12 protein-coding genes are annotated in these 12,056 nt (G+C 64.0%); 6 read left to right on the top strand and 6 right to left on the bottom strand.

Features of this window, described 5'->3' with window-relative positions:
- Positions 1–74 precede the first annotated feature (74 nt).
- Complete coding sequence (locus tag FHG09_RS04805; protein ID WP_152346550.1) at positions 75–302, bottom strand: hypothetical protein; 228 nt, start codon at positions 300–302, stop codon at positions 75–77.
- An 864-nt stretch (positions 303–1,166) separates the two neighbouring features.
- Between FHG09_RS04805 and FHG09_RS04800 the strand changes: the two genes are divergently transcribed.
- On the top strand, positions 1,167–2,072 hold the full coding sequence (locus tag FHG09_RS04800) for a universal stress protein (RefSeq protein WP_152346549.1): 906 nt from the start codon (positions 1,167–1,169) through the stop codon (positions 2,070–2,072).
- 1 nt (position 2,073) lies between these two features.
- The gene (locus FHG09_RS04795) at positions 2,074–2,943 is read left to right on the top strand and encodes an alpha/beta fold hydrolase (RefSeq protein WP_264674060.1); all 870 of its coding nucleotides are present in this window, start codon (positions 2,074–2,076) and stop codon (positions 2,941–2,943) included.
- Between the two features lie 80 nt (positions 2,944–3,023).
- Here the strand turns inward: FHG09_RS04795 and FHG09_RS04790 are convergent, their stop codons facing one another.
- Together FHG09_RS04790 and FHG09_RS04785 are read right to left on the bottom strand one after the other, a co-directional pair.
- Entirely contained in the window at positions 3,024–3,254 is a 231-nt protein-coding gene (locus tag FHG09_RS04790) for a hypothetical protein (RefSeq protein ID WP_152346548.1), read from the bottom strand.
- A 72-nt stretch (positions 3,255–3,326) separates the two neighbouring features.
- A complete protein-coding gene (locus FHG09_RS04785) occupies positions 3,327–3,746 on the bottom strand; it encodes a phage holin family protein (RefSeq protein ID WP_152346547.1) in 420 nt (139 codons plus the stop codon).
- Positions 3,747–3,996: 250 nt separating this feature from the next.
- Between FHG09_RS04785 and FHG09_RS04780 the strand changes: the two genes are divergently transcribed.
- A complete protein-coding gene (locus FHG09_RS04780) occupies positions 3,997–5,307 on the top strand; it encodes an MFS transporter (RefSeq protein WP_152346546.1) in 1,311 nt (436 codons plus the stop codon).
- 147 nt (positions 5,308–5,454) lie between these two features.
- Entirely contained in the window at positions 5,455–6,924 is a 1,470-nt protein-coding gene (locus FHG09_RS04775; protein WP_152346545.1) for a peptide MFS transporter, read from the top strand.
- Between the two features lie 269 nt (positions 6,925–7,193).
- Here the strand turns inward: FHG09_RS04775 and FHG09_RS04770 are convergent, their stop codons facing one another.
- On the bottom strand, positions 7,194–8,042 hold the full coding sequence (locus tag FHG09_RS04770) for a CPBP family intramembrane glutamic endopeptidase (protein WP_227492546.1): 849 nt from the start codon (positions 8,040–8,042) through the stop codon (positions 7,194–7,196).
- An 85-nt stretch (positions 8,043–8,127) separates the two neighbouring features.
- On the opposite strand from FHG09_RS04770, the gene FHG09_RS04765 reads away from it, so the two are divergent.
- Positions 8,128–9,330, top strand: a complete 1,203-nt coding sequence (locus tag FHG09_RS04765) for a molybdopterin molybdotransferase MoeA (protein WP_152346544.1) — start codon at positions 8,128–8,130, stop codon at positions 9,328–9,330.
- Positions 9,331–9,422: 92 nt separating this feature from the next.
- Positions 9,423–10,631, top strand: a complete 1,209-nt coding sequence (locus FHG09_RS04760; protein WP_152346543.1) for a ThiF family adenylyltransferase — start codon at positions 9,423–9,425, stop codon at positions 10,629–10,631.
- 54 nt (positions 10,632–10,685) lie between these two features.
- Here FHG09_RS04760 and FHG09_RS04755 read toward each other — a convergent pair whose 3' ends face one another.
- Entirely contained in the window at positions 10,686–10,931 is a 246-nt protein-coding gene (locus FHG09_RS04755) for a MoaD/ThiS family protein (RefSeq protein WP_152346542.1), read from the bottom strand.
- Positions 10,932–12,020 (bottom strand): GTP 3',8-cyclase MoaA, encoded by a 1,089-nt coding sequence (gene moaA / locus FHG09_RS04750; RefSeq protein WP_152346541.1) that lies wholly within the window; start codon positions 12,018–12,020, stop codon positions 10,932–10,934.
- Between the last annotated feature and the right edge of the window lie 36 nt (positions 12,021–12,056).

Genomic DNA, 12,056 nt, shown 5'->3' with positions numbered 1-12,056 from the left:
CTTGAAGCGCGGTGTTCCTGTGCTCAGATCCGGTGGCCCCGCGGCCCGAGTTCCGTGGACTCGGGCCGCGGAACTCAGATGTATGGCCTGACCTGGCTGAGGTAGCGCACGATGTCCCGTTCGCGCAGTTCACGGAACCGCTGCTCACGAGCGTGTTCGCGCAGGCGGGCCTGTTGACGACGGGCCGCCTTCTGACGACGGGTTTCGGTGGTTGCAACTGGACGCCGAGCCCAACGGATGAGCTTCATTCCGGTACTCAGGGCCCAGCGGCGTGGATAGGTGAATGGGAATGTGGTCGACACAATTCTTCCTCGTGATTTTCAGGCAGGGGATATCCGCAAATGGGCAGGAGATATCCCGGGATGGCGATCAGATAAACAGGTTCCGAAAATGCTGCGACAATGACGCAGAATTACCCGATTAAGGGTGCCTGCGGCACGGGCAGAGAATCGCCATAGGAGCAAGGTGCCATTGAAATGGCAGATTCTTTGAAATGGCAGCGAAATCCGAAAAGGCAGTGAACCCGGATCGGTCAGCAGCCAGGCGGAAGCCAGAAACGTGGCGTGAGCAACCGCTATGACAGCAGATCAGAGTCCGAACTCACCGACGCCGGCGTGACGTGTCTGGATCAGGAGCAGCTTCGGGCGGTGGCACAGCACTGTGGGCGAGCCGAAATGATCTGGACACGGACCAGGCGTGAAAGATGCCGGAACTCGGGCGACCGGTGGCTCTGAGGACAACGGTGGCCGGAAGCCAACCGGTGGAAAAGACGTAATAGACGGCTGTGTCAGCCGGCGAGTCCTTGTCCGCCAATCGGGCAGGCAGCATCTTCATGCCACGGCGTTCGAAGGTCGGGGCCTGCAAGAGAATTCATCATCGTAACTGCTCTCCTTTCATGGTCGTGGATCTCGTAGGGACGGCGTCAAACGTCCTCTGTTGTCAATGTGCAATCAGGGTGATGTCTGCGAATCCGTAATTGCACTGTCGAATTTAGCACAGCATTCAATGCCTGTGGGAGTTTTGTTCATTATTTTCTCAAATAGTTTTGATTCGACTGCTCGGGGCGAGGAGCGAACCCCGAAATCGGCAGTTCGAAGCGCCGTTTGCACCGACGTAGAATCGGGGGAGACGTGCATCAGTCGGACGCGGAGTTTCAGGAGTTGAGAATGTCAGAGACCGTCACCACCAGACGCCTGGTCGTCGGATACATCGCCACGGATCGGGGCCGGGATGCGATCTCGCTGGCCATTTCGATCGCACGCTCCATCGACGTCGAACTCGTGGTCACCATCGTCCGTCCCGAATCGTCGACGATCCTCGCCGGCAGCGCCGTGCCGAAGGACGGTGCCGGAATCGTCGCCCAGCAGATCGACGACTGGCTCAACGAGGCCCTGGCTCTCATTCCCGACGACGTCCGAGCCAGGGGCACCATCCACATCGCCTCGAACGAGTCCAAGGGCCTCACGGAGGTCGCTGAGGAGGAAGGTGCGCTGGGCATCGTCATCGGTGCACGGGCCACGACCCTCATGCGGCAGCTGCGCATCGGCACGGTGGCCTCGTCGCTGCTGCATTCGTCGACTGTGCCCGTCGTGCTCGCCCCGTCGGGCAGGTCGGACATCGGACCGATCTCGCGCGTGACCGCACTCTACGGTGCTCGTCCGGGCGCGTCGGCACTCATCGGGGCCGCCGTCGAATCGGCCTTCGGCCTCGGCGTCGACCTCAGGCTGCTCTCGCTGATCGAGAACGACGGACTCTATGACGACGAGGTCGCCGAGATCACCGAATTCGCCGAGCAGTACGGTGGAGCTGTGCTGGCCGACCAGGCTTCGGAGATGCTCGCCTCGGGCCGTGCGACCGTGAGATCGAAGGCCGGCGCCGATATCGAAGAGGCCGCGGAGACCATCGAGTGGCAGCCCGGCGACCTCGTCTTCATCGGCTCGAGTCGTCTGGGCCGCGGAGGCAAGGTGGCCATCGGTGCGCGTGCCCGTCGACTTCTGCGTGTCCTGCCCGTACCCGTCGTGGTCGTTCCCCGCCGCGCGGTCAGCCGACTGAATACCTCCGAAACCGACTGAGGTGCGGTCACGGCAATCGCAGCCGATCACGATTCGGCTGGGCTCGCACAGCACGGCCGCGTGGGTCTATCCGGGGGACCGGCAGCAGCGTCCCCTGCTGATGGTGCATGGTTTCCGAGGAGACCACCACGGAATGGACCTCATCGCCGGCACCATCACCGACCGCGAGGTGATCGTGCCCGATCTGCCGGGTTTCGGGCTCACTGTGCCTCTGGACGCGGGGTCCTCACTCTCTGCGTTCGTCGACTACCTCGTCGCTCTGCGGACCGAGATCGCTGGGCAGAGAGGTATGACTCCGATCCTCGTGGGACACTCGTTCGGGTCGATCCTGGTCAGCCACCTCGCGGCTCGGCATCGGGAGACGGTCGACGAACTCGTGCTCATCAACCCGATCACCAGCCCGGCACTGGAAGGTCCTGCACGGTTCCTCACCGGGGCGACCCGCGCCTATTACGCCCTCGGTGCGCGGCTGCCCGAGTGGGCCGGTCGCTCCCTGCTGAGCAATCCTGCGATCGTCCGGGCCATGAGCGTGGCCATGGCCACGACCCGCGACCCCGGCCTGCGCCGGTACATCCATGACCAGCACGGTCAGCACTTCTCGTCGTTCGCCGACCGAGCGTCCCTGTCGGAGGCCTTCGCGACATCCGTCGCTCACACCGTCACCGAGGTGGCCGACCACCTGACGATGCCCACGCTCGTCATCGCCGGGGACAAGGATGCGATCGCCCCCATCGGACCCACGCGAGCATTCGTCGCGGAGCTCTCCGATGTCGAATTCGTGGAATTGCACGGGGTGGGCCACCTCGTGCACTACGAACGATCGGAGGACGCCGCCTCGGCGATCACGGAATTCTGTCACCGACGACTCTGATGTCGAAGCACGAACTGACTGCGGACGACGAAGGGCCGCTGCGCAACAGCGCAGCGGCCCTTCGTGAACCGACCGGACGATCAGCCGCGAGAGTCGCGGATCCAGCGGTAGACGATCGGAACGAGGAAGGCGAAGCTCGACGCGAGCAGACCGCCCCAGAACACCCAGAACTCAGTTCCCTCAGGCGAAGAGAACGCGGCTCCGAAGAGGTAGAGCCCGAACAGGAAGAGAGCGAAAGCGAAGACGAAGACGATGACATCGGCAAACGATGCGGAATTGCGGGTTCTCTTCGGTGCGGCGATATCGGACATGGTCTCCTCCGGCGATGTTTCTGGTGGTCAGCTGACTCTCAGCCACAGTCTACATCGCGTAGAGGACTTTGCTCATCTCCGGTCGTGCTCGGCGCTTCGCTCCGGGACGAGCCACCCGAGCAGGGCGGAGACGATCGAGACGATGATCGCCGCGAGGATGGCGGAGAAGAAGAACGAATCAATGGTGAACTCGAAGGGTGTGAACCCGCTGAGCCAACTCGTCAGTGCCAGCATGATCGCGTTGATGACGATGGAGAACAGGCCCAGGGTCAGACATGTGATCGGGGCGGAGACGAAGCTGAGAATCGGTTTGATGAAGGCATTCGCCAACCCGAAGATGAGGCCGATGACGAGGTAGGAGATGATCATGGCCGGAATCGGTCCGGCCTGGTCTTCGACGACCCGGTTCCCTGTGATCGCCACACCCGGCAGAATCCAGGCGGCCACCCAGATCGCACATGCGTTGACGATGACGCGAGACAAGAAGTTCATAGCCGTCATCCTCGCAGACCGATCTGCGTTCTTTCTGAGTCGGGGATGGGAATGGGGTCCGTGCCATGGTGACGAAACTCAACGTCGCCTGGTGCGCTTGCACTCGAATCGGGTGGCTAAACACAGTAGCCTGAGGGAGAACCTTCGGTTCGACTTTCTCCGACTGGCAAGTGCATCTACCGAGTGATTTGATCCAGGTCACCACGGCGGCACGACCTCCCGGACGTTCGGGAGCAGAAACTGGATTGGTATGACAGACAGCGATATTCCCGCCTCGGCTCGACTCTCTGCCGGGCAGGAGCCTCCATCGACTCTGTTCTCGGCCGTCGGACGCAGCTATTTTCCGATCGCCTTCGTCGCCCGCATGCCGTTCGCGATGATCGTCGTCGGTGTCCTCACCCTCGTCGTGGCCGGGCGCGGATCCCTGAGCCTGGGCGGAATCAACTCCGCCATGGTCGGATTGGGCACGGCCCTGTTCGGATCGTTCATCGGGGCGGCAGCCGATCGCTGGGGACAGCGCTATGTTCTGCTCATCGTCGGGGTCCTCAATTGTCTGGCCCTGACCTTCATGGCCTGGGTCGTCTTCAGTCCGCTGCCCGATTTCGTCGTCTTCATCGCCGCGTTCGCGATCGGTGCCACCTCGCCCCAGGTGGCACCGATGTCACGGTCACGCATCGTCGACATCGTCATGACGGCACTGCCCTCGACGAGGCGGCCGAAGGTGCTCAACGCCACGATGGCCTACGAATCCGCCGCCGATGAGGTCATCTTCGTCTTCGGGCCCTTCCTCGTCGGGCTGTTGGCGACCTTCTTCACCCCGGTCGCCCCCATCATCGGGGCGATCGTGATGACGCTGACATTCGTCTCCGCCTTCGCCCTGCATCCGACGGGGCGGGCACGCTCGGCAGGGACGTCGAGCAGCCGCGGCGAGCGCGCTCCGGCGAAGGACATGTTCACCGCCGGTGTCTTCGTCATCATCCTCGGCGTCTTCGGCGTCGGGATGGTGTTCGGCTCCACGCTCACGGCTCTGACCGCCCTGACCAACGACATCGGCCGGCCGGAGGAAGCTGGCCTCATCTACGGTGTCATGGGCATCGGCTCCGCGGTGCTGGCGATCTCGGTGGCGCTCTTTCCTTCAGCGTTCGCGCTGTGGGCCCGGCTGCTGTGCTTCGCGCCGATCCTGGTCACAGGATCTGTCATCCTCGCATCGACGGGAACGATGCCGATCATCGTCATGGCGCTGCTGCTCATGGGCACGGGAATCGGACCGAGCCTCGTCACCCTCTTCAGTCTCGCAGCCGAACGGGCACCCGCCGGTCGGTCGGCGACGGTGATGTCGATGGCGGGATCGGCGATCATCGTCGGCCAATCGGTGTCCTCGGCGATCAACGGAATCCTCGCCGAGGATCAGGGGACGGCCGTGGCGATGGCTGTTCCGGTGGCCGCCTCGGTGATCGTCCTGTGTGCCGGCGTGCTCAATCTCGTGGTCGGCAGACGTGACGACCGGAAGGCGGTCAGGCCATCACGGCAGCGCGTCACTGGGGCCGAAGACGAGATCTGAATCACTCTGCCTTTCCGCTTTTTGGGACGGCGAGTCCCAGGCATTGCCAGGTGTGACCACGGCATGACCGAGGAGTAGGATGTCCGCTGGTCCATCGTGAAGTGCGCCACGGATCGTGGCCTCTCACACCACTACGGAAAGCACACAATGTCTTCAAGCACCTCGACGACCGAGGCCGTCCGCAGCGATACCCGCTTCTTCGGACACCCTCTGCCGCTCATGCAGCTCTTCAGCCTGGAACTGTGGGAGCGCTTCTCCTACTACGGGATGAACGGCATCCTCGCCATCTACCTCTACTTCAGCGTCACCGACGGCGGCATGGGGATGGAGCAGGGCACGGCATTTGGGATCGTCGGTGCATACGGCGGTGCGGTCTTCCTCGCCACCATCCTCGGTGCCTGGGTCGCCGACCGGCTGGCGGGAGCGGAGAAGGTGCTCTTCTACTCCGCGATCATCATCATGATCGGCCACATCTGCTTGGCGTTCATCCCCGGCTACGGGGGAGTGGCGGTCGGCCTCATCCTCGTCGCACTCGGCTCCGGCGGTCTCAAGGCAAACGCCTCGGCGCTGGTCGGAGAACTCTACGAAGAGAAGGACCCGCGCCGTGACGCCGGCTTCACCATCTTCTACATGGGCGTGAACATCGGTGCGCTCCTCGGCCCGCTCATCACCGGTCTGCTGCAGAAGAACATCGGATTCCACTACGGGTTCGGCGCCGCCGCCGTCGGCATGGCCCTCGGTCTCATCATCTACCTCACCGGCCGCAAGAGCCTGCCGCCGGAGTCGCGAGTAGCGGTCAATCCGCTGCCGAAGAACAAGCTCTACCTCTTCATCGTGGCCGTCGTGGTCGTCGTTCTCCTCGCCGTCATTCTGTGGATGACGAAGATCGTCAACCCTGAGAATCTCGATTGGTGGATCGCCGGAATCTCTGCTGGTGCGGCCGCCTGCTACTTCATCGTCATGTACACCTCGCCGCAGACGGATTCCGACGAGCGGTCCCGTGTCCTCGCATTCATCCCGTTCTTCATCACCGTCGTCATCTTCTGGTCGATGTACCAGCAGATCTTCGGAGTGCTCACCGGCTACTCGGATACGCAGCTCAACCGTTCGATCTTCGGATGGGAGATGCCGATCAACTGGATCCAGCTGATCCCTGCGTTCTTCGTCATCGTCTTCGCCCCGCTGTTCGCGACGATGTGGATGAAGCTCGGCCCGAAGCAGATCTCGACCCCGGTCAAGGCCGGTTTGTCGCTAGTGCTCATCGGCATCGGCTTCCTCATGTTCCTGCCCTTCGCTGAGGCCGGTACCAATGAGACGCCGCTGCTGTGGGTGGCTCTGACCCTGGCTGTGTTCGTTTTCGGTGAGCTGCTCATCTCGCCGGTGGGGCTCTCGTTCTCCACGAAGGTCGCTCCGAAAGTCTTCCAGTCGCAGATGATCGCCGTGTTCTTCCTCGCCTCGGGTGTGGGAACTGCTCTGTCCGGTGTGCTCGGCGGCTACTTCGACGCTGCCAACCAGGCGCCCTACTGGCTCTCGGTCGGCGGTTCGTCGGTTGTGCTCGGCTTGCTCGCCCTGACCCTGACGAAGCCGATGCTCAAGCTCCTGCGCGGAATCCGCTGAGGCACTTGCTGAGCGGGTAGGATCTCAGCCCCGCTGTTGAGACACCGGCTCGATGACAGAGCCGTCAGCCCCACGAACGCCCCTCCGAGCCAGCGTCTCGGAGGGGCCTTCGTCGTCGCATGCGACTATCCCTCACTCCTGGTGCCATTTCAGAGGGTTGCAACACGAGGGTATGGCCGGACGAGCGACAGATGCCGGACCAGCTGTAGGTTATGTGAGTTCGGGTGAGGGATGCTGTGCCACCGGGAAGAAATGTCGGTTGCGGAGCCTCACACGCCGATGAAGATGGGCAGTGCCTGCGGGTGATGGGCGTGGACGATCGTGAGGAACACGAGAGCGTCGAAGAGCAGATGCACTGTGACCGTATAGGGCAGTGACTTCGTGCGTGTGAAGATGAAGGCCTGCACGAGTGCAAAGGGGATCGTCAGCAGAGGTCCGATCGAACGGTAGCCGAGCTCCCAGAGGAATGAGACGAAGATGATCGTGGTGAACACGTTCGCCGTCCAGAACGCGAAGTGTTTGCGCAGCAGGGCGAAGACGGTGCAGATGAAGAACAGCTCGTCCCAGATGCCCACGGCGTTGACCCCGAAGAACAGACGGATGATCTCCGACCAGTTCGTCAGCGGCGGCCAGTTGAGGTAGACCCCGGTGCGCATGAAGTACTGCGGCAGCACCGCCCAGGCGACCACGACGACGAAGACCAGCCACCCCCATTCGAGCCGCGACCACGGTTGGCCGCGCCGCATCGGGTACTGGATCGTCTTGTCGTCGAAGACATAGCGAGTCACCAGCCACGGGCCGACGACGACGGCGGAGAGCACGATGCCCATCCGCGCGATGTTCGTCCATGAGATATCGGCTTCGACCGAGATCGCCGAGATGAGCGCGAGACAGCCGGTGATGATGCTGAGGTCCCGAGCGAAGCTCCGGTTGACGCTCCACGCAATGACGAGGGCCGCGAGCATCGGCGCATACCCGAGACCTCGGACCTGCGGAAACGTGGTTCCCACACCGAAGAGCACGACCGCCGAGATCGCCAACAGGGCAGTCGCGGCGGCCTCCCAGCTGACCAGTTTCAGCTGTGAGGATTCGATGGCTACCGCTCGGTCAGTGTCCACGCTCCACACTGTAGACGAACCAGGCCCGACCCGCACCGGAACATTCGTCCGCGACGCGTAGGATCGACGTGAGGGAAGGACATCATTGGACCCAGAGGACTACTCCGAGCTCATCGCCGAACTGGCACCGTTGCAGCGCACCGAGGTGGTGCCCGTGACGATCGCCGCCGGGCGCACGACCGGGGCAGACATCACTGCTCCACGAGCGGTGCCTGCCTTTGCCGCCTCGGCGATGGATGGATTCGCGCTCGACTCTCAGGCCCTGACCGCCGCCAGTATGGGCGAGGCCGTCCGAGTCGTCGGCGACACCCCTGCCGGCCACGATTCGGTCGCCCTTCAGTCGGGATGCGCGGTGCGTGTGATGACAGGGGCTCCCGTGCCCACCGGCGCCGAGGCGGTCGTGCCCGTCGAACTCACCGACGCCCGGCAGACGGGGCCGGCACCGGCAGCCATCCGGATCGGTTCCCTTCCCGAAGCCGTTCCCACCCTGTGGAACATCCGCTCGATCGGCGAAGACATGGACCGCGGGGACATGATCCTGCCCGCGGGGGAGCGGATCACGGCCGCCGGAGTCGGCACCCTCGCGATGCTCGGCATCACCGAGATCGAGACGGTCCACCCCCGCATCGGCGTGGTCGTCACCGGAGACGAAGTCCAGAGCACCGACCACGCACGTGGCTCGTCCGGCCCCCAGATCTTCAATTCGAACCTGCCGATGCTCGCCACCGCTGTCCGCCGCCTCGGTGCCGAACCCGTCGAAGCCACCTGCGGCGACAATGCCGACGAGCTGCGCAGCGTACTCACTGCGATGGAGGCCGAGGCCGATCTCGTCGTGACGACCGGCGGAATCAGCGCCGGCGCCTTCGAAGTCGTCCGTCAGACTTTGGAACCCGACCACTCGACCTTCCGCCGTCTCGAGATGCGACCGGGGTCCCCTCAGGGTTTCGGACGCTTCGGCACCCTGCCGCTGCTCCACCTGCCCGGCACACCGCCGGGCGCCTTTGTCGCCTTCCACCTCTTCGCCGGCTCGCTGCTGGCCGGAAAGACGCTGCGGCAGAGATGGCGGAAGGGCATCCTCGCGGGACCGAACCTCCGACGGCACGACAATGCCGTCACGTTCCGTCCCGGCACTTTCACCGAGACGGGGGAGATCCTCGCCGCCGACCGAGCCAGACTGCCGGACTTCGCCGTCGCCGACGTGATCATCAGAATCCCGCGCGGCACAGATTCCCTGCGAGGCTCAGAGGAACTGGGCGCGGGCACGGACATCGACTACCTCGAGTGCTGACGCCGAAACCTGGGCAGACACTCTGCCGGACCGTCACAGGCACCGCTGGAACAGCACAGCCACAGCAAGAACGGTCGCATTAGGATGGGACCATGTCCAGCTCACGCCTCGACCCTGCCGACCGGTCCCGCTACGCCCGGCAGCTCCGGCTGTCCGGATTCGGAGAGAGCGCGCAGGCGGCACTGCTCGACTCGCATGTCCTCGTCATCGGTGCCGGGGGGCTCGGCGCCCCGATACTCAGCTATCTGGCGGCCGTCGGCATCGGCACGATCACCGTGGTCGATCCCGACATCGTCGAACTGAGCAACCTTCATCGACAGGTCATCCACGCCGAGGCGGCCATCGGCACCCGCAAGATCGATTCCGCCCAGCAGCGGATGAACGGGATCAACTCGTCGATCGAGGTCCGCACGATCCCTCGGCTGCTGACCCCTGACAATGCCCTCGACATGTTGGACGGCGTCGACCTCGTCATCGACGGCAGTGACAACTTCGCCACCCGCTACCTCGCCAATGATGCCTGCGAGATTCTCGGCATCCCCCTCGTCTGGGGAACCATCCTCGGCTTCGACGGACAGGTCGCCGTCTTCGACGCCGAGCACGGTGCGACCCTGCGGGACCTCTATCCCGAGGTCCCCGCCCCGGGAAGCGTGCCCGACTGCTCGGTCGCCGGAGTCCTCGGGCCCCTGTGCGGAAGCATCGGCTCAGCCATGGCGATGGAAGCCATCAAGGTGCTGACCGGAATCGGCACGCCTCTGTACAGCAGTGTGGCCATCCACAGCAGCCTCGACGCCGGTTGGGAGAGAGTTCCGGTCTCACCGATCCCCGGCAGAACTCCGATCACCGACCTCGAGCAGCATCGCGACGACTACGAACAGCACTCTTTCGATCTTCGCAGCGCAGACGACAGAGCGCCGGAGGTCGGCGCCAGCCCAGAGAACACCCTGGGCCCGGCCACTCTCAGCTGGCCGGAACTCGGCGACAACGCCGTCGTCGTCGACATTCGCGATGACGAGGAAGTCGCCTCGGGGGTGGTCCCCGGCGCTGTCCACATTCCGATGGATGAACTGCTGGCCGATCCCAGCAGACTCCCGAAAGCACCATCGACCCTCACAGCAGGTCGTGCTGATCCGGCGGCCCTCTCGGAACCAGCGCATTCACATGGGATTGCGCTCTACTGCCGGTCGGGGATCCGTTCAGCGAAGACCGCTGCGCAGCTGCGCAGACAGGGCCTTGACGTCACCTCGATCAACGGCGGCTACCTCGCCTACCTGTCCCAACCGGCCTCGCAGCGAAGCTGACTGAGGGCAACGCAGCGAAACCGACCGCCGGCACAGGCCCGTCGGCACCGACCCTCAGCCACCGGCGAACGGCGGGAGGACGTCGACGGTGTCACCGTCGGACAGGGCTGCGGACCGATCGGTGGCTGCCACGGAGTTGACGAGGAAGCTCGAGCGCGACAGCACGGTCGCGGCTTGGGGGTCGGCCGCCTCGGCGAGGGTGGTGACGAGTTCAGCGACGGACCCGGCGCGGACCTGGGATTCGCGAGAGCCGAAGGCCTCCCGGGCTGCGGCGAAGAACCGGACGGTGATGGTGGGCACTTATCCTCCGATGGCGCTCATGGGACGTTGGGGCTGCTCGAATGAATCCGTGTCCATCCCATGACCGGCGAGTTTCTTCCAATGCGCGCCCTTCCACAGGTTCGCAATCGATTCGTCCGAGGCGCCGTCGCGCATCGCGGTGAGCAGGTCGACCTCGGTGTGTGAGAACAGGCAGGTGCGCACTCGGCCCTCCGCGGTCAGGCGGGTGCGGGTGCAGTCGGCGCAGAACGGACGCGTCACCGAGGCGATGATCCCGACATCACCGAGGATGGTGTCGGGATCGCGTCGATCGGCGACGAGGAACTTCTCGGCCGGGGCACCGCCCCGGGGAGCCGAATCCGGAGTGAGCACGAAACGGGGTTCGAGGAGTGCGAAGATGTCGGCTGCGGTGATCATCGACGTCCTGTCCCAGGAATGGCCGGCATCCAAGGGCATCTGCTCGATGAACCGCAGACTCAGTCCCTGCTCAAGGCACCATTGCAGCAGATCGGGGGCCTGCGCATCATTCATCCCCGGCAGCAGCACGGCATTGATCTTCACAGGCGCGAGTCCGGCGGACTTCGCCCCGTCGATGCCCTCGAGCACACGTTTGAGGAACGGGCGTCGGGTCATGGTCTCGAATGTCTCCGGATCGATCGTGTCGAGCGAGACGTTGATGCGATCCAGTCCGGCGTCCTTCAGCCCCGCGGCCCTTTTGTCCAGACCGATCGCGTTCGTCGTCAGCGCGATGTTCGGTCGCGGCTCCAAAGCCGCGACACCGGCGATGATCTCGTTGATGTCCTTGCGGGTCAGGGGTTCGCCACCGGTGAACCGGACCTGGTCGACGCCGAACTTCTCCACGGCGATGCGGACGAAGCGGACGATTTCGTCGCCGGTCATCGCGGAATCGCGAGACATGAACTCGACGCCTTCTTCCGGCATGCAGTACGTACAGCGCAGGTTGCAGAAGTCCGTGAGTGAGATGCGGAGGTCCCGAGCGCGACGATCGAAGGTGTCGAGCAGAGCACTCTCGTTGTGAGCGGTGAACTCCTCGCCCAGGTCGACTGTCGGAGTTCTCAGCACCGGCATGGGCAGACCGATCTTCTCCATTGCGTCATCCTCCTTGAAAAGCGTGTCGATATCATC

It is taken from the genome of Brevibacterium sp. CFH 10365, from assembly GCF_009299785.1.
GTDB classification, from domain to species: domain Bacteria; phylum Actinomycetota; class Actinomycetes; order Actinomycetales; family Brevibacteriaceae; genus Brevibacterium; species Brevibacterium limosum.
Note: the sequence above shows the minus strand (reverse complement) of the source record. Positions and strands in the feature narration are given on the sequence as shown.